Origin of the sequence: Sporosarcina sp. FSL W7-1349 (assembly GCF_038003045.1) — a bacterium.
In the GTDB taxonomy this organism is placed as follows: domain Bacteria; phylum Bacillota; class Bacilli; order Bacillales_A; family Planococcaceae; genus Sporosarcina.
Genome location: NZ_JBBOOK010000001.1, coordinates 921,928 through 939,473, shown reverse-complemented (window position 1 = coordinate 939,473; position 17,546 = coordinate 921,928). Strand labels below are relative to the sequence as shown.

General features: G+C 45.9%; 20 protein-coding genes. 16 read left to right on the top strand and 4 right to left on the bottom strand.

The window, feature by feature from the left end:
• Positions 1-111 precede the first annotated feature (111 nt).
• The 5 genes from ehuB (at position 112) to MKY41_RS04685 (ending at position 4,769) form a co-directional block, all read left to right on the top strand.
• Complete coding sequence (gene ehuB / locus MKY41_RS04705; protein WP_340743941.1) at positions 112-999, top strand: ectoine/hydroxyectoine ABC transporter substrate-binding protein EhuB; 888 nt, start codon at positions 112-114, stop codon at positions 997-999.
• A gap of 83 nt (positions 1,000-1,082) precedes the next feature.
• On the top strand, positions 1,083-1,745 hold the full coding sequence (locus tag MKY41_RS04700; RefSeq protein ID WP_340743940.1) for an amino acid ABC transporter permease: 663 nt from the start codon (positions 1,083-1,085) through the stop codon (positions 1,743-1,745).
• Positions 1,742-2,428 (top strand): ectoine/hydroxyectoine ABC transporter permease subunit EhuD, encoded by a 687-nt coding sequence (gene ehuD, locus MKY41_RS04695; RefSeq protein WP_340743939.1) that lies wholly within the window; start codon positions 1,742-1,744, stop codon positions 2,426-2,428. The genes MKY41_RS04700 and ehuD overlap by 4 nt, the downstream gene beginning before the upstream one ends.
• 24 nt (positions 2,429-2,452) lie before the next feature.
• Entirely contained in the window at positions 2,453-3,253 is an 801-nt protein-coding gene (ehuA, locus tag MKY41_RS04690; RefSeq protein WP_340743938.1) for an ectoine/hydroxyectoine ABC transporter ATP-binding protein EhuA, read from the top strand.
• Between the two features lie 152 nt (positions 3,254-3,405).
• Positions 3,406-4,769 (top strand): IS3 family transposase gene (locus tag MKY41_RS04685; protein ID WP_340743777.1). Its coding sequence is split into 2 segments (ribosomal slippage): positions 3,406-3,865 and positions 3,865-4,769, totalling 1,365 coding nucleotides; the frame shifts between segments, so codons are not numbered across the junction.
• Between the two features lie 102 nt (positions 4,770-4,871).
• Here the strand turns inward: MKY41_RS04685 and MKY41_RS04680 are convergent.
• Positions 4,872-5,744, bottom strand: coding sequence for an AraC family transcriptional regulator (locus MKY41_RS04680; RefSeq protein ID WP_340743937.1), 873 nt, complete (start codon positions 5,742-5,744; stop codon positions 4,872-4,874).
• 348 nt (positions 5,745-6,092) lie between these two features.
• Between MKY41_RS04680 and MKY41_RS04675 the strand changes: the two genes are divergently transcribed.
• Both MKY41_RS04675 and MKY41_RS04670 read left to right on the top strand, forming a co-directional pair.
• On the top strand, positions 6,093-6,677 hold the full coding sequence (locus MKY41_RS04675) for a hypothetical protein (RefSeq protein WP_340743936.1): 585 nt from the start codon (positions 6,093-6,095) through the stop codon (positions 6,675-6,677).
• Positions 6,678-6,693: 16 nt separating this feature from the next.
• Positions 6,694-7,188, top strand: a complete 495-nt coding sequence (locus MKY41_RS04670) for a DUF1648 domain-containing protein (protein ID WP_340743935.1) — start codon at positions 6,694-6,696, stop codon at positions 7,186-7,188.
• Between the two features lie 90 nt (positions 7,189-7,278).
• On the opposite strand, the gene MKY41_RS04665 is transcribed toward MKY41_RS04670, so the two are convergent.
• Positions 7,279-8,532: an erythromycin esterase family protein gene (locus tag MKY41_RS04665; protein ID WP_340743934.1), complete on the bottom strand. Its 1,254-nt coding sequence runs from the start codon at positions 8,530-8,532 to the stop codon at positions 7,279-7,281.
• 91 nt (positions 8,533-8,623) lie between these two features.
• Between MKY41_RS04665 and MKY41_RS04660 the strand changes: the two genes are divergently transcribed.
• The 4 genes from MKY41_RS04660 to MKY41_RS04645 all read left to right on the top strand — a co-directional run bounded on the left by MKY41_RS04660 (position 8,624) and on the right by MKY41_RS04645 (position 11,598).
• Positions 8,624-9,382: an alpha/beta fold hydrolase gene (locus MKY41_RS04660; RefSeq protein WP_340743933.1), complete on the top strand. Its 759-nt coding sequence runs from the start codon at positions 8,624-8,626 to the stop codon at positions 9,380-9,382.
• 60 nt (positions 9,383-9,442) lie between these two features.
• Positions 9,443-10,294, top strand: a complete 852-nt coding sequence (locus MKY41_RS04655; protein ID WP_340743932.1) for a dimethylarginine dimethylaminohydrolase family protein — start codon at positions 9,443-9,445, stop codon at positions 10,292-10,294.
• 146 nt (positions 10,295-10,440) lie between these two features.
• Positions 10,441-10,860, top strand: coding sequence for a DUF948 domain-containing protein (locus MKY41_RS04650; RefSeq protein WP_340745634.1), 420 nt, complete (start codon positions 10,441-10,443; stop codon positions 10,858-10,860).
• A 189-nt stretch (positions 10,861-11,049) separates the two neighbouring features.
• Positions 11,050-11,598 carry a DUF948 domain-containing protein gene (locus tag MKY41_RS04645; protein ID WP_340743931.1) on the top strand — a complete coding sequence of 183 codons (549 nt, stop codon included), beginning with the start codon at positions 11,050-11,052 and terminating at the stop codon, positions 11,596-11,598.
• 45 nt (positions 11,599-11,643) lie between these two features.
• On the opposite strand, the gene MKY41_RS04640 is transcribed toward MKY41_RS04645, so the two are convergent.
• Positions 11,644-12,093: a DUF948 domain-containing protein gene (locus MKY41_RS04640; RefSeq protein WP_340743930.1), complete on the bottom strand. Its 450-nt coding sequence runs from the start codon at positions 12,091-12,093 to the stop codon at positions 11,644-11,646.
• Positions 12,094-12,115: 22 nt separating this feature from the next.
• On the bottom strand, positions 12,116-12,616 hold the full coding sequence (locus MKY41_RS04635; RefSeq protein WP_340743929.1) for a DUF948 domain-containing protein: 501 nt from the start codon (positions 12,614-12,616) through the stop codon (positions 12,116-12,118).
• A 499-nt stretch (positions 12,617-13,115) separates the two neighbouring features.
• Here MKY41_RS04635 and MKY41_RS04630 point away from each other — a divergent pair, with 499 nt between their 5' ends.
• The 5 genes from MKY41_RS04630 to MKY41_RS04610 all read left to right on the top strand — a co-directional run bounded on the left by MKY41_RS04630 (position 13,116) and on the right by MKY41_RS04610 (position 17,487).
• Positions 13,116-13,385 carry a hypothetical protein gene (locus MKY41_RS04630; RefSeq protein WP_340743928.1) on the top strand — a complete coding sequence of 90 codons (270 nt, stop codon included), beginning with the start codon at positions 13,116-13,118 and terminating at the stop codon, positions 13,383-13,385.
• Positions 13,386-13,396: 11 nt separating this feature from the next.
• Complete coding sequence (locus MKY41_RS04625) at positions 13,397-14,251, top strand: AAA family ATPase (RefSeq protein ID WP_340743927.1); 855 nt, start codon at positions 13,397-13,399, stop codon at positions 14,249-14,251.
• 42 nt (positions 14,252-14,293) lie between these two features.
• Positions 14,294-14,599, top strand: a complete 306-nt coding sequence (locus MKY41_RS04620) for a hypothetical protein (protein ID WP_340743926.1) — start codon at positions 14,294-14,296, stop codon at positions 14,597-14,599.
• Positions 14,600-14,857: 258 nt separating this feature from the next.
• On the top strand, positions 14,858-15,220 hold the full coding sequence (locus MKY41_RS04615) for a YppE family protein (protein WP_340743925.1): 363 nt from the start codon (positions 14,858-14,860) through the stop codon (positions 15,218-15,220).
• Entirely contained in the window at positions 15,217-17,487 is a 2,271-nt protein-coding gene (locus MKY41_RS04610; RefSeq protein ID WP_340743924.1) for a DEAD/DEAH box helicase, read from the top strand. The genes MKY41_RS04615 and MKY41_RS04610 overlap by 4 nt, the downstream gene beginning before the upstream one ends.
• Positions 17,488-17,546 lie beyond the last annotated feature (59 nt).

Below are 17,546 nucleotides of genomic sequence, written 5' to 3'. Positions count from 1 at the left end.
ATTTTCAGGATGCCATGAAAAATTCTGAAATCGGTTTGAACTTTAAAATCAGCTATGTTAACCTAGTAACTATCAAAAAATAGCTTTATAAAAAAATTAAGGAGGAACATTGTGAGAAAACTAGGCATTGGATTGATTTCGTTGGTTATGGTGCTCGTTCTTGCTGCTTGCGGTAGTGGAGATGCGGGATCCGCCAACGGAAAAGAAGGAAATAAACTAGAAACGTTACAAGAACAGGGGTCAGTCAAAATCGGGTTTGCCAATGAGAAGCCGTATGCGTATGAAGAAGATGGCGAACTGAAAGGAGCCGCGGTGGCGATCGCTCAAGAAGTGTTTGCCAACCTGGGGATCGAGAAAGTGGATGGACAGCTATCGGAATTCGGGCAACTCATCCCAGCATTAGGTGCAGGGAAATTTGATGTCATTACAGCCGGAATGGCAATCACGCCGGACCGTTGTACGAATGTCGCATTTGGCGAGCCGGAAATCCAATATGGAGAAGGGTTGATCGTCGAAAAAGGCAATCCGATGAATTTGCATAGCTACAAAGACATCGCCGACAATCCGGATATTAAAGTGGCAGTCATGAGCGGTGCGACTGAAAAAGATTTCATGCTTCGCGAAGGAATTGCGGAAAATCAAATTACGACAGTACCGGATATCCCGGCTTCCTTCTCCGCTGTTGAATCAGGCCGTGCTCATGTGACAACGGGAACGGAAATGACGATTAAAATGGCGTTGGAGTCTGCCAATAACGAGAAACTGGAATTCGTCAATGATTTCGAGCAACCCGATATCGAAGGCGTGCCAAGCTACGGAGCAGCTGCATTCTTGAACGGGGACGATGACCTTCGGGAAGCGTATAATGCCGAATTGCAAAAGTTGAAAGAAAGCGGCAAACTCGCGGAACTGATCGAGCCCTATGGCTTTACAGAGGAAATGAATACGGTCGATCCGTCGATTACCACCGCCAGCATTTGCAGCGGAGAAAATTATTAAAAGAGGAGGTCGTTTCAGGGCCTCGTCGGATGAAAGGGGAGCCCTGAACCTCCTTAAAAAAGAATGGTATTTGGAGTGATTTGGTGAGTTCCATAACGGAAATAGCCCTTGAGTTATCAAACGGGTTGAAAGTAACCTTGCTTGTCTTAATGTTATCCATTATTTGCTCCAGTATAATCGCCTTTGTGGCAGGATTGTCCCGAATCTCTTCGAACCGTCTGCTGACGGGATTCACTGGATTTTACGTTGAAATATTTCGGGGCACTTCGCTCATCGTGCAATTATTCTGGTTTTCATACGCCCTCCCCGGCTTGTTCGGCATCCATCTCGGAAGCGATATTTGGACAGCGGTGCTAGCCATCTCCCTCAATTACGGGGCGTATATGTCTGAAGTTGTCAGAAGCTCCATCCTGGCGGTTGCCCCCGGACAAACGGAAGCCGCCACTGCCTTGAATCTGTCGAAGTTCCAACGCATGCGCCACATCATCATTCCCCAAGCAGTCCGCATGATGTTGCCGGAATACGGAAACTACCTCATTCAAATTTTGAAAGCCACTTCGCTCGTGTCGTTGATCGGACTGACAGATCTGTTGTACTACGGCAATATTTACCGAAGCACCCATCTGGCAGAAGCGCCAGTTGTCTACATCCTTCTTCTCGTCATGTACTTCGTGCTCGCCCTGCCATTGATCGCGTTTACTAGAAAGATGGAGAAAGTGTCGAAGAAAGGGGTGGCGCACGGATGACTTGGGATTGGAATGTCTTTTTTGAAGTCATACCGCTTATTTTCAAAGGGTTATGGATTACGCTCGGCTTGACGATTGCCAGTTATGTATTCGCGGCCATCTTTGGCTTTGTCTGGGTGTTTCTATATCGCATACCAGTGAGCGGGATTCGTTGGCTGTTCAGTTGGATTGCAGAATTCATCCGATCTACACCACCGCTGATTCAATTATTTTTCTTGTATTACGCATGGCCGATGGTGCCAGTCGTCGGGGTGACGCTCAATCCGTTCGTCGCAGCCATTCTTGGACTTGGCATTCATTTCAGTACGTATATGGCGGAAGTGTACCGGTCCGGCATCGAGTCGGTCGATAAAGGTCAGTGGGAAGCGGCGACTGCGTTAAATTTATCGACGCGCCAAAAATGGCTGAAGATTGTTTTACCGCAAGCCATTCCGCCAACGATTCCGATGCTTGGCAACTATTTGATTATCATGTTCAAAGAAGTACCGCTGGCGTCGACAATCGGTGTTGTGGCGATGCTCCATATCGCCAATGATTACGGCGCTCAATATTATAAATACGTCGAACCGTTGACGGTCGTTGCGCTGTTCTTCTTGCTGTTGAGTTATCCATCCGCGTTGCTCATTTCGAAGATGGAGAAAAAGTACAATCGGCGGTTTGATAAAAAGACCGCTACGTTATGAAGATAGTGTAAAGGAGGGGGTTCCATGAGTGAACCGATCGTGCAATATAAAAATATCCGCAAATCTTTCGGAGAGGTGGACGTCTTGAAAGGGATCGACCTCGATATCCAGCCTGCTGAAAAGGTCGCCCTCATCGGCCCAAGCGGCTCCGGGAAAACGACAATCATCCGGATGCTAATGACGTTGGAGCAGCCGACGTCCGGGAAAATCGAAGTGGATGGCCGGAATTTATGGCAGATGGAGAAAAAGGGGGAATGGGTGACAGCAGATGAAAAACACCTCCGCGAAATCCGCGGAGACATCGGCATGGTATTCCAACATTTCAACCTGTTTCCGCATATGACGATCCTCGAAAACTGCATGCTGGCACCTGTCATCGTCAAAAATGAAAGCAAGGAGACCGTTCGCGAAACAGCAGTGGAAATGCTGGAGAAGGTCGGGCTCGGAGAAAAGATTGATTTGTATCCGAGCCAGCTATCCGGCGGCCAGAAACAGCGGGTCGCCATGGCGCGAGCGCTTATGATGCGTCCGAAAGTGATGCTGTTCGATGAAGTGACATCCGCCTTGGACCCGGAACTCGTCGGGGAAGTGCTGGAAGTGATCCGCGATCTCGCGAAGGAGGGGGAGATGGCGATGATCCTCGTCACGCATGAAATGGATTTCGCCCTCGATATCGCAGACCGCGTCCTCTTCCTAAATGAAGGCGTCATCGAAGAGGAAGGCCATCCGACCGATATTCTCGTTAATCCGAAAAGCGAACGGCTCCAAGACTTCCTTGGTAGGTTTAACGGTAAGGCAAAAGAAGCGCAAGGGGTTGTCGTCTAATTGGTTCGGTTGATGGGGGAAAAAACCTAAATGCAATCTATTGTTTTTAATACGGAATTCCAGTAGAAAAGAGCAAATGAAAAAACGCACATTACGTTGAACTGCACCCCAATTGTTGGACACAATCTAACAATTGGAGGTGCAGTTTTTCTATGGCAAAATATACGCTTGATTATAAACTATCGGTTGTTAAACGGTATTTGGAAGGCGGAGAAAGTTATATTTCAATCGAAAGGTCAATTGGAACATCTGTAAGCGTAGTGATGAACTGGGTAAAGCAATATCAAGCTCATGGAATAAAGGGTTTAATGAAGAAAAACTACACAAATTACTCCTTACAGTTTAAACTGGATGTACTTAATTACATGAGTGATAATGGGACGTCACCAAATGAAACAGCTGTGATCTTTAACATTTCCTCTCCAGCAACGATAAGAGCTTGGAGGATCCTTTTTGAAAAAGGTGGAGTAGACGCCCTCACTTCTAAGAAAAAGGGGCGTCCATCCATGAAAGAAGAATCCCAAAAGAAACAAAATAACCAGTCTCCAAAAGACGATGCTGTCGAAGCTTTACAAGCCGAAGTGTCACGATTACGAATGGAGAATGAGTATCTAAAAAAGTTGAATGCCTTAGTTCAAAACAAGGAAAAATCACCAAGCAAGATAAAGCGAGAGTAATCTATGAACTAAGGCTAAAATTCCCGGTTAAAGCACTTATAAAGTTGGCTGGTATACCCCGCAGTACCTACTATTACTGGATGGATCAATTAAATCGTCCAGACAAGGATACGGAGTTAAAGGAAATGATTCAGTCAATATATCATGAACACAAAGGCCGTTACGGCTATCGTCGTATCAAGGATGAGTTAGAAAACAAAGGATATAAAGTGAATCATAAAAAAGTGCAGCGATTAATGAAGGAATTAGGCTTGAAATGTGTTGTCCGTATGAAGAAATATCGTTCGTATAAAGGGCAGGTTGGGAAGATAGCACCAAATGTGTTAGATCGTGATTTCAATGCCAAAAAGCCAAATCAAAAATGGGTAACAGATATCACAGAGTTTAAGTTATTCGGAGAGAAGCTCTATCTATCTCCTATTCTTGATTTATTTAATGGTGAAATCATCACATACACTCTGGGTTCCAGGCCAACTTACTCACTGGTATCAGATATGTTAGAGAAGTCTTTTGAGCGATTGACGGATGAGGATGAACTGATTCTTCATTCAGACCAGGGGTGGCATTACCAAATGAAACAGTATCGCCATGCCTTAAAAGAACAAGGAATAACACAGAGTATGTCCCGTAAGGGGAACTGTTATGACAACGCTGTGATTGAGAACTTCTTTGGGATTATGAAGTCTGAATTTCTTTATTTAAATAAATTTGAAAGTGTTGATCATTTTAAAAAAGAACTTGAAGAATATATGAATTACTATAATAACAAGCGTATCAAGTCAAAATTAAAAGGCAAGAGTCCAGTACAATATCGAACTCTTGCCCAACGCGCAGCTTAAATAAATACACTGTCCAACTTTTTGGGGTCACTTCACGTTTGTGCGTTTTTACTTGCCATATATTCTGTTAGAATTTGAGCATTATTAGTTAATATTCCATTGTTATTTTTCTATGACGGGTATCCATATTTCACTCTTAAATATTGGCGAGCTTGTATCCTTATTTTCATTCCATAAAATTTCAGGACCTTCTGCTTGCTCGTAATTTGAAGACGGGAACCATTCGGAATAAATACGGCCCCAGATATCCTGTAAAGTTTCAGGAAATGTTCCAACCGATTCAAATACAGCCCATGTTAGAGCAGGAACATCAAGTTGGGTGAAGTTATTAGGACATTCGTTTGTTGTTGCAACACCGATATAATGATCAAGCCCCCCTTTTTCCTGCATTCGACCTTCTGCAAAGTTTATAGATGCACTGAGCAGTCCCAAAGGTTCCACATTAGAAAGTTTTTTAAGTTTATTTATCGTTTCACCATCTAAACTTTCCCACATAGAAGCTATTTCCGGATTAACTCCGTTGAAAATAATCGAAACTCTTTTATTAATTCCAATGATGCTAAATGCCTCTTTTTCTTCAATTCGATAGTTCATTGCAGTTCCTCCTTTAATTGATAACTGGAAGGTCATTCGTGGATAGGCTTTTATTGTGTGACCATTATTTCTGGCTTCTGATGGTGTTATCCCATGAAGGTTTTGAAAAGCCCTCGTAAAAGAATCCGGAGAATTGTATCCGTATTTAATGGCAATATCAATAATCCTGAGATTGCTATCGTTCAGCTCAAAAGCTGCAAGCGTGAGTCGCCTTCTCCGTATATACTCCGATAGCGTTACACCTGCCAAATAGGAAAACATTCGTTTAAAGTGATACTCTGAACATAATGCCCGCTTTGCTACTTCACGACTGTCAATTCGATTGGTAAGATTTTCTTCAATAAAGCTCAAAGCATCATTCATGTTTTTAAGTGAATTCACTGTAATGACCTCCCTTACATCAATAGAATAGCAAGAAATGAAATAATCTATCCGACTTATTATGCACACTTATGCAGGGCCAACTTATTCTTCAACAATTTGGCCCAATAGCTTCATTATCCGCTTTCGTTCTGGTTACATTATGCCATGTGCCAGAAGGTGCTATAAAATATTTGGCCCATTTGTTGAATTATCCATCCTTCAACTGATGTTTTTATCGTAGGACAACTTCAGGGAAAATGAGCTTTCTAAGACCTTGGCCTATTTCATTCATTGACAAAGGGCACATCCACCGATAGGGACGTTATGGTAAAATGGGAAAAACAAGCATGAGGGATGGGAATAAAAGTGAGAATAATTCCAGCATTTATTCTAAGCTTGGCAGTGCTGGCAGGGTGCGGCGCGCAAGATGTAAATGAAGCGGCAGCCGATGAGAAACCGGTAGATAAAGTGGAGGTACTAGCGGAAGAGGAAATCGTAAAATCAACAGAGTCAAAAGAAGAGCCGGAAGAAAACAAACAAACGAAGCAGCTTTACCAATTTGAGACGATGACATTCGAATTGATGAACGGTGAGACAGCCCGCGGGCAGTTCCAAGTGAATTTGCTGGATCCTGCGGAGACGTATGAAATCGACGAAGGAGTAAAAGCCGAGCTGCTGGAATACTTTCCGGACTATGACCATGATGGAGAAAAACCGATTAGCCGGTCCCCTTTTCACTGGAATCCGGCCTTCATTTTCAAATTAACGGATGGGAATCAGCAAGAATTGCTGTTCAGCACAATCGATCGCACAATAAAATCAGAGGAGAGTCATACACTGAACGTAGCAGTGGTCGATGTTACTACGACAACATTCGAAGGGACTGTACCAGACGGCGGTTCAACATTTGAAGAAGTGTTCGATATCCTAAAGAAAGCGATTGGAAAATAGACAGGAGGGCAGACCGATGACGAATCCGCCTAAATTGGAAATTCCGAAGACGCGGTGGGAGAAATGGTTTGACCGATTCACATTGGGTGTTTTTTTGGCGGCGGTCATCTATGGCCTGTTTGCATGGCCCGCCTTGCCCGCGGAAGTGCCGATCCATTTCAATATGACGGGGGAAATCGACGGTTGGGGCCATAAAGGCTTCCTGTTCCTGTTGCCGGGAATCGGCGCGTTCCTGTGGATTGTACTGTCGTTCGTCGAGAAGCATCCCGAAACTCATAATTACCAAGGGCTGACAGAAGAAAACGCACCCCGTTTGTACCGCAACTCGATTTTGCTCATCCATGTCATGAAAAATGAAATCCTTCTTTTCATTTCGTACATGACTTGGAAAATTATCCAGAACGCATTCGGTCGTTATTTGAGCGGCGGCGTCTGGGACATGATTATTTTCCTCGTCGTCCTGTTCGGTTCCATGGGATTTTTCATTTACCGCAGCATAAAAATCAAGTGAAACGCCTGTCTCTCCGAATAGGAAAGGACAGGCGTTTTTTAAGTGTGAGAGGTTGTTTTCCGCGCCCTGACAGTTTGCGTGAATCTCCACTTAAAGCGGTTTCAATGCTGTTGTTTCATCGAGATAAATGAACGCGTCGTATCGGTGGCTAATACGGGAGGAGACATAGTTGCCGTACGCCTCAAATTCGGGATGATAGACGACCCCGATGGCGCGGTGGCCGACCCAATCCTGAAATAAAGAACGGTTTCCTTCATTAAATAGGAGCACTTTATCTTCCTCCCTCGCTGCATGTAGCTGGCCTTCCCACGTATTAAAACGGGCGGGAGGGACGGTCATTCGCTGCAATGGATCGCCCCAGTTTTCAGCTGCGATGACTGTCCCGGCATACGTGCCGAATCCGATGGCATACGTATTGTCCCTGCCGTATTGTTCCCGTATCAATTGGCCGACGTTCAGCATGTTCTCATTCTTCATCGACGTCTCGGACGCATCGCCGATATGGGTGTTATGCTCCCAGACAATCACCTTCGCTCCAGCGCCATGATATTCCTTGAGCTTCTGAATCGCTTCGACCATATGCGTATCCCGGATATTCCACGAAATGGCGTCCTCTTTCAGCATCGCCCGGTAATACGACTCTGCATTTTTGGCAACCAATGCGTTCATCGCAAGGTTCAAGTCTTCCTCCTGTCCTTCACCGTAGCGGGCGGCATGGTTTCGTATGGAAACGAGCAGTTCTGATACTTCGCGAATGCACTCATCCGAAAAATGGGCGGTCGACAGCGCATAATGTTCCGGCATTCGATTATACGGCTCAAAGCAGGAAAACGCCTTTTTGGCCAATTCCAAATCTACCCCGAACGATGGATTTTCCTCCAAAAACTTCAGCACTTCATCGATCGATTCATAAAGGCTGTATAGATCAATGCCGTAAAATCCGACCATCCGCTCCGGTTCCCGTCGGTCATTCTCATCTTTCAGCCAGTTGATGAGCGCTTCAATCTCCTCGTTCGCCCACATCCACGTCGGCCAGCGGTTAAACGCCTCGGTCAACAGTTCAGTGGTGGATCGTTTCTTTACCGAAAACCCTTTGATATACTGATTGACTTCCTGCGCAGAAGGCCAATCGCCCTCGACCGCAATGATTGAAAATCCTTTTTCCTGAATCAAACGCTTCGTCAGCTCCGCACGGACCGTATAAAATTCCGATGTCCCATGCGAAGCTTCTCCCAGCATGACGATTTCGGCGTCTCCGATTGCGTCGATTATTGCATCGATCGTCAATTCTTCATACAGGGGGAGGGCGTGCGATTGAATTGCCTTCACTAGCTTTTTGGACAATTTGCCTCCGTCTCCTTCCACTATCGATCCTTTTGTTACAATTAGTATACCCATGGGATTTCCGAAAAAACGATTATAGGGAGTTGGTCGGATGGCGGTCTTTTATGAACAATTTGGAAAAATAGGGGAAGGACCTCTTCTCGTATTCATCCATGGCGGCGGAGCCGGAGGATGGATGTGGGACAAGCAAGTCAGCCACTTCCGCGATTATCATTGCATTGTGCCGACATTGCAAGGGCATGGCGTACGTAGCGAGGAAGGGACGTTTTCAATCCGGAATAACGCGCAAGAGCTGATCGATTTGATTGAAACCGAAAGGGCGGGTCGAACTGTCCATATTATCGGCTTTTCCATCGGAGCGCAGATCGCATTGGAAATGTTGAATCTAGCTCCGAATTTGGCTCAGACTGCGATGGTCAATAGTGCACTGCTTCGTCCGATGACTTGGGCGAGGCCGTTCATCGGGCCGTCCATCCGCATGACGATGCCCCTCGTCCGCAATCGGGCCTTCGCGAAGCTGCAAGCGAAGCAATTGTATTTGGATGGGGAGTATTTCGATAGATACTATGAAGATAGCGTGAAAATGAAAGCCGAGACACTCATCGACATGTTGCGGGAAAACCTATCCTTTTCTATTCCGAAAGGGATTTCCAACAGCTCGACCTCCATCCTCGCCACTGCCGGAATGAAAGAACGGAACAGCGTCATCCAATCGGCTAAGCAACTTACTGCGCTTCGGCCCGATTGGCACTGTCTTCTCGTCCCCGACATCGGCCACGGATTTCCGATCGCCCGCCCGGACTTGTTCAATCAAACCGTGGAAAAGTGGCTGGCAGAACACACAGTATAGGTTTAGGTTTGGAGTAAACGGGAATATACCTCGAGAGAACTGCATTTGAAGGAGGAAGACATGGAATCTCCCGTAACTCAACAGCCGAAAACGAAATGTGATACAGAATACGAACCGCTGAAACGCGTTATTTTGTGCCAACCGCAATTCATGGCAATCGAGGACGTCATCAATGACGTCCAGAAACAATATAAAGAGGAAAACATCGATATCGAACGCGCGATGGAACAGCACCGGATATTTGAACAGCAGTTGCGAAAACATGGCGTGGAAGTGGTGAAGCTTCCGTCGTCCGAACAATTTCCGGAACAAGTCTTCACCCGTGACATCGGCTTTACCGTCGGGGAAGACGTCTTTGTGGCTGAAATGGCAAGTGATATCCGGAAAGGGGAGGAAGTGGCGCTTGAAGAATGGTTAGTCGATGAAAAAATTCCATTTCAAACGACGGCGGATCGGGTCGAAGGCGGGGACGTCCTCATTGATCGGGAAAAGATTTTTGTCGGGATCAGCAGCCGGACATCCGAACAGGCTGTTGCCATGTTGGAAAAAGAATTGACCGACCACGAAGTGATCCGCGTCCCGTTTGAAGAAAAATACTTACATCTGGATTGCGTATTCAATATTCTATCTCCCGAAGTGGCGCTCATTTTCCCGCAAGCGCTATCCGCTGATATGGTGGACTACCTTGGCTCGATGTATACGCTCATCGAGGTATCTGCGGAGGAACAATTCACACTCGGAACAAACGTCTTATCCATCGGAAATGGCAAAGTGTTCAGCCTTCCGATGAACCAAGATGTCAATGCGGCAATGCGGGCGCATGGATTCGAAGTAATCGAAGTCGATTTTTCCGAAATCATCAAATCCGGTGGCTCCTTCCGTTGCTGCTCCATGCCGCTTGAGCGGAAATGATATTCAAGATGAACCCTTCACAACAATCATTGTGGGGGTTTTATTTTTTGAATGAATCCAGTCCTCTTTCCTCTTAATCTTCTTTCCTTCACGCTTAAAGGGTTGAGAAAGGTGGTATAGAAAAGAAGAGAGGAGGTTCGGAAGTGATGTTGAGTGCAATCGGAGTTTTACTGATCGCCATTGCCTTTGCTGTTGTTTCTATTTATGTGGCCAAACTTTTGCATCGAGTAGCCCAGAGTATCGGGACGCTTGGCGAAACTGCCAATCGGATGGAAGGGCAGATCGATCGGACTGTCGGGGCGGTAGAACGGACGTTAGAAGAAGCGGATTGGACAATCCGGGACATCGACGTCAAGCTGGAAGCGTTGGATAGTGTCTTTGAAACAGCTGAAGAAGTCGGAGAAACCGCCTATCTGACGAGCGCCGGATTGGAGGAAGCGACAGGTGTCTATGCGAAAAGCGAAGCCATGCCCGGGACAAAACCGTTCGTCCGGGTCGTTCAGTTTTCTGAACTGACGCTCGGCATGGTGGATTCTTGGAAGCGTGGAAAAAAAGCATCGTATTAATTTTACTGAAAATGAAGGGTCGGCTATAGAATTCCCCTACATCTAGAAGTGGGGGAGGAATACCGGCTGAATTAAAGTGAAAGCCTCCGGCGGATGTTTGGAGTTTTTTAGGGAGATGCTCTAGCTAACTTACTAAAAGACTGCAAGCATTTACGCCAAGGCATAATGGATCAGAAAGGATGAGCAGGCATGGGTTTGACAGGAGTTGGCGTACTTTTACTCGGGGCTGGATTTTTAGTCCTTGCTATTTTCATCGCCAAAGTTCTGAATCATTTCAGTTCCATATTGGAAGGTGTGAATGAGACAGTGGATCGGCTGCCGGATCAGTTGGATGAAGTCCTTGCTGAGACTAGCGAGATGATCCGACATTCTAACGACACATTGGCGGACGTCAATGAAAAGCTTGGCACACTGACTCCGTTGTTTCACGTCGCGGGAGATGTCGGCGAGACGACACGGAAACTGTCCTCTTCCCTTGTCGATGTGGCCGAAGCGGCGAAGAGCAAGGTCGTCGATATTGATGAGGAGAAACGGAACAAACGTCTCGGCGGTTTATACGGAACGGCAGCGCTGGGCCTTTATGCAGCGCGGAAACGGAAAGAGGCGAAGAGCGGCGGTTTGAAAAGGCCGCGCAATCTTATGGCAACCGGGGAAGAGAAAGCGTTCGATATCGCACGCATGAAAGCAGAAGCAAAAGAAGCGGCACGGGAAGGGAAATATATCGTGCAAGACCAATAATAAAAGCGTAGAGGAGCCCAACGATATGTGGGTCCTCTACGCTTTTTATTTTTCTGGAGAGATTTCTGCAATCTCTTTCATCTCTTTCCTTCTTTGCGAAAGGAAGAAAAGAAATGACAGGATGCCATAAAGTCCTTCGTATTTCTCCCGCTTCGAGTATTCCATTGCACTAGCGGTCTGGGCTTTCAGCAAATTCGTTTTCTCTAAAGCGGATAACGATAACGTTCGTGCCGCTTTTCCAGTATCGCCTACGATATGGAAAAAGGGGTTAAGCGAATGGACTTGGCTGTTGACCTGATCCAATGTCGCGTTGCTCGTCTGCAACATATCCGTCGCCTGGGCCGACACATCGTCGACTACATCGGGGAGGCGATCGGTCGTTTCCTGCAAACCTTCCAGCAAATCGGCCGCTTTGTTCAATGGCTTAATCAGCAAGATGACGAGGACTACAAACGCAATGCCGATGAGCAGTACACCGATTCCCATCCAATCCATGTTGTATCACCTCTTTTTTCGTTTATTCCCGACTGTGGTATTCGAGTTGTGGGACGGATGCCGAATGGGAAGGCGCTCCCGCGGATTGCCTTGCCGCTTTTTGTTGGGCCGCTTCTTTCTCCCTTTTCAGCCGATAATAGATCCGCGCCGTCGCTTCCGTCAAGGCGGTCGCTTTTTCCATCAACGGCCGCAGTTTTTTAGGTGGTGTCGCGATTTGTTGAGATAAAGACTCAAAGGATTCGTTCAAGTGCTCCGTCGTTTGGCCGAAGTTTTGAGCGGACTTGGTCAACTGGTCCAATGATTGTACTTTGGTCTCGACATCGTCCGCAATCCGGTTCGTTTTCTCCATCAATTGCGCGGATTGCTCCGTGATGCCGTTTAACTTCGTTTCCACTCGCTGGACGGTTTCCGACAATGAATTCATCGTCTGTTTCGTATTTTTCAGAACGAGGAAGACAAAGACCGCGATGAGAGCCAAAGATAGAGCCGCGATGGCTGCGCTCACATATAAAAGGATGTGCAACGATTCTCCACCTCCATTTCAAGATCCATACTACCTTCTATTTTTACCACCAATCTTCTATTGGTAAACACATAGGCTAGAGGAGTTGAAGCGCGGATCATAGCTTGGAGGACAAACTCTGGGCATAAGGGGAAGGAAGATTATTAGAAAAGTAGGTGGTACAATATTGATATTGTGAGATAGCGCAAGTTTGTGTCAGTTGCCGAGATTAAATTTGCAGTATTCTGCGAACGGGTAATTAATGGAGGTGTAATGGAATGAAGACGACAACCGGATTATATCTTTTTTTATTGCGATCTACTTTGTCAATCTGACAAATCTGACGCTGTTTCAAGGAGAATGGAACGGCATAGCAATGTGGCTGAATACAGGATTATTTATAGCGGGAACCGCCTATTATTTATTGAACAGAAATGGCGATCGAAAAAACGAAAGTTAATCTCTTGCGTAACAGGCCAAAATCATCCCGGATTGTCAAACCGAAAAGGGGGTTGAGTTAATGGATTGGAACACTGTCGTCGGAATACTGAAATATCTATGTATGGGTGTGTTTTTACTATTTTTCGCGATGGACGTTTTATCAAAAAAATCCTATAAAATTCACTTTTACACGTCTTTAACCGCAGCAATCGTCTTCTTAGTGTTGGGACAAAGCTGGCCTTCTGTAGTAAAAATTAGTGCTATCGTTTTGGTTGTCCTATTAACTATAAAAACAATTATGGACGAGAGAAAAAGATGGGCGACGAAGGATGCTGGTATCGAAAAATAAGGGGGGAAATTATGATTTATTTACGCGAATTTTCGTTTCCCAATGAGGAAAGCGAATTTGAATTTTTCATGAAAATAAAAAGAACATGTTATGACTCGTTTTATCCATTTAAAGTTCTATCAAGAAATGGATTTGAATCGATTGCTTTTGAGCCCGTGACGATATTATATGGCGGAAACGGTTCCGGAAAATCCACTGCCTTGCATGTAATAGCAGAAAAAACAGGAATCCAACGCGATTCTATCTATAATAAATCAAATTTCTACCCCGATTATGTCCGGATGTGTGAGATGCATCTTAAAGGGGACATTCCTGAAAACAGCAGAATTATTACGAGTGATGATGTATTTGACTATATGTTGAATATCCGGAATCTCAATGAAGGAATTGATCAAAAACGGGAAGAACTATTTGAAGAATATTTGGATGCAAAATACTCCCATTTTCAAATGAAATCTTTGGCAGATTACGAGCAGCTAACAAAAGTGAACACAGCTAGAAGGAAAACACAATCCCGTTTTGTGAGGAACGAATTGATGGACAATGTGAGAGGGTATTCGAATGGGGAAAGTGCGTTCCGGTATTTCACTGAAAAGATTGGCGATCAAGGACTTTACATTTTGGATGAGCCGGAAAATAGTCTTTCTCCAAAGCGCCAGATGGAATTGGTGAGATTTATTGAAGACTCTGCTCGGTTTTTTGGCTGTCAGTTTATCATTTCGACACATTCTCCATTTTTACTCTCCATGAGGGAGGCAAAAATTTATAACCTGGATGAAAATCCTGTTAGGACGCGCCACTGGACAGAATTGGATAATGTCCGAACATACTATGAATTTTTCAAAAGACATGAAAACGAGTTTTAAAATGGTTCGTGATTATGAAAGAAACAATTAAGGGGGGAAAGTATGGCGATTGGCATAGGTTATTTAATTGCTTCGATAGGCGCCGTTCTCGCTTATCTACTTAGTAAAGGCAAGACAAAAAGAAGAAAATATATAGCATGGGGCATTGCTCTTATGTTGCCAATTTCCCCAGCTTTAGCTTTTTCACTAGGCTTAACCTACGCTGTGAGTGTTGGAGATGGTTGGTCAGCATTGATTATGGTATATATTTTCCCCATTCTTTTCCTAATAGGGCTTGTTATGTTGCTGGTCGGTATTTTTACGAAAGAAGATGCAAAAAAATTTAGTGGAATAAATAAGAGGAATTGAGAAGGGGTGGCGATTGTCATCCTTTTTAGTTGGTAGAGAGAGGAAGGCAAGCTACGGTTCGGCATGTTGAAATCAATTGATGCTAGATCATAATTATATTATGTAAACTATAAAGGGTTTTTGAAAGTCCCTGAACACCAAAGCGATAAAAGCATTCCTCCATACTGATACAAATCGGAATGCACGTTCGTCCCGCTATGGTGAATGAGTGCGAAATCTGCTAGAATGAAGGAAATCAACCGGAAGGAGCAGGGCAGGATGCATTTAATAGAAGAAACAGAACGACTCCTCTCCGTTTGCCGGGAGTGTCGGGAACGTCATGCCGATATGCGGGAGCAGAATAGGGAGCCGGATTTTTTCCAGGAAGTGAAACCATATGCGGATCGGACGCATGCGTGGCTGGATGAATGGACGAGCGCCGTATCGGAATGGATCAAAGTTGCCAAGCCGCTCTACGTCCATCCGCATCAAATCGAATCGCTGCATGATTCCATGAAGCAATTCATCGTCCAGTCGTTTTATCAGAAAACCGGGAAAAAACGGTTCGTCTTGTCGATCCACTCGGCTGAATATACATTGAAGACCATTTTGGATGCGCTGCGAAAGGAAGAGGGGCAATGAAACAGACGAAACTGTCCATCCCGGAGATACTGGAACAGCTGCATACAGACCCGTCTTTTTCATCAAATATCATCCACACACGGACTATCCCGGGCAAAGAGGCGGTATACGCTGAATTTCCGGAACGTCTGCATCCGTCGATCATCCGTGCGCTCGGGACGAAAGGGATCGGGCGATTGTATAGCCATCAGAAAGAAGCTTTCGAATTGGCTGTATCGGGCCAATCGTTCACGGCGGTAACTCCAACCGCGTCCGGAAAGTCGCTATGCTATCATCTACCGGTCATGCAAAGCATTTTGGAGGATGATACCTCGCGGGCTATTTATTTATTTCCGACAAAGGCGCTTGCCCAAGATCAGTTGGCCGATCTGCACGAGTTGATCGAAGCGAGCGGGGAGGCGATCCTCAGCTATACATATGACGGGGATACGGCGCCGGGACTGCGGTCCAAAGTGCGGAAATCGGGTCATATCGTCTTGACGAATCCGGATATGCTTCACTCGGGTATTTTGCCGCATCATACGAAATGGGTGTCGCTCTTCGAGAACTTGAAATATATCATCATTGATGAACTCCATACGTATAAAGGGGTATTCGGCAGCCATGTCGCGCATGTGCTCCGAAGATTGAAACGGATTTGCAATTACTATGGAAGCGATCCGGTTTTCATTTGCACCTCGGCAACGATTGCCAATCCGAAAGAACTGGCGGAGTCACTGACGAATACGGAAATGCGATTAATTGAAAACAATGGGGCGCCGGCGGGGAAAAAGCATTTCGTCTTTTATAACCCACCCGTCGTCCATCCAACGTTCGGTATAAGGCGCAGCGCTGTGTTGGAAGTCCGTGATTTGGCGTCATTCCTATATAGGGAAGGGGTCCAGACGATCGTTTTTGCAAAAAGCCGGGTGCGCGTGGAAATGCTCGTTACGTATATGAAAGAACTGACGAAGAAAAAGTTGTTCGATGAAACGATTATGGGCTATCGGGGCGGTTATTTGCCGTCGGAACGGCGAAAAATCGAAAAGGGGCTCCGGGAAGGAGACATCCGGACCGTCGTCAGCACAAATGCGCTGGAACTCGGTATTGATATCGGTCAACTGCAAGCGTGCGTTATGACGGGGTACCCGGGAAATATTGCAAGTGCCTTCCAGCAGGCGGGCCGTGCGGGAAGACGCCAGGAAGAGGCGCTCATCATTTACGTTGCCCAATCAATGGCGCTGGACCAATACATCATCGATCATCCCGATTATTTGCTGGGCCAGTCGCCGGAAGAGGCGCGGATTCATCCCGACAATCTTTTCATACTAATGGATCATTTGAAATGCGCTTCCTTTGAATTGCCGTTTACGTTAACGGAGACGTACGGGGAATTCGAAGTACAGGACTTGCTCGCTTTTTTAGAAGCAGAAGGCGTGCTCGTCAAAACGAGCGACAAATGGCATTGGATGACAGACCGATTTCCCGCAAGCGAAGTGAGCTTGCGATCCGCAGCACAGGAGAACGTCGTCATTATCGATAAAACCCATCCAAAGGAAACGACCGTCATCGGGGAAATGGACCGCTTCAGCGCCATGACTTTGCTTCATGAAGAAGCGATTTATATGCATCAAGGCACCCAATACCAAGTCGAAGAGCTAGATTGGGAGGAAAAGAAGGCATACGTGACGGAAGTTGATGTCGATTATTTCACGGACGCGAACCTTGCGGTGGAATTGAAAGTGATGAGCGAAGACGCAGTTCAGCCGTTTGGAGAACACGAAGTTGCCTTTGGCGATATCGCGGTGTTGGCTATACCGACGATATTTAAGAAAATTAAGTTTGATAAACATGACAATATAGGCTCGGGACCGATTGATTTGCCAGCAGAAGAACTGCATACGAACGGGACTTGGCTGGCATTTGATTTGCCGGAAGGGTGGAAAGAAGCCGACCTGACAGATTCCATGACATCCGCGGCGTACGCCATCCAGTCATTGGTTCCCCTGTTTATCCGATGTGATCGAAATGATGTCCATGTCGTACCGCAGGTGAAAGCGATCCATACAGGGAAGCCGACTATTTTCATTCATGATAGTTACCCAGGTGGTATTGGATTAAGTGAGAAAATATTTGAACGCTGGCAGGAACTACTCTCGATGACCGCTGATCACGTTGAGAACTGTAGCTGTGAATCTGGCTGTCCAATTTGTATTGGGGCACAGGAAGCCGGGCAGAAAGAGAATAAAAGACGTGCGGAAGAGTTATTGCGGGTTTTGGCGGAATAAGGAGAAGGGCTGAAGCTTTTAGATTTTCGGCTTCAGCCCTTCTTCATTAATCAATTTGT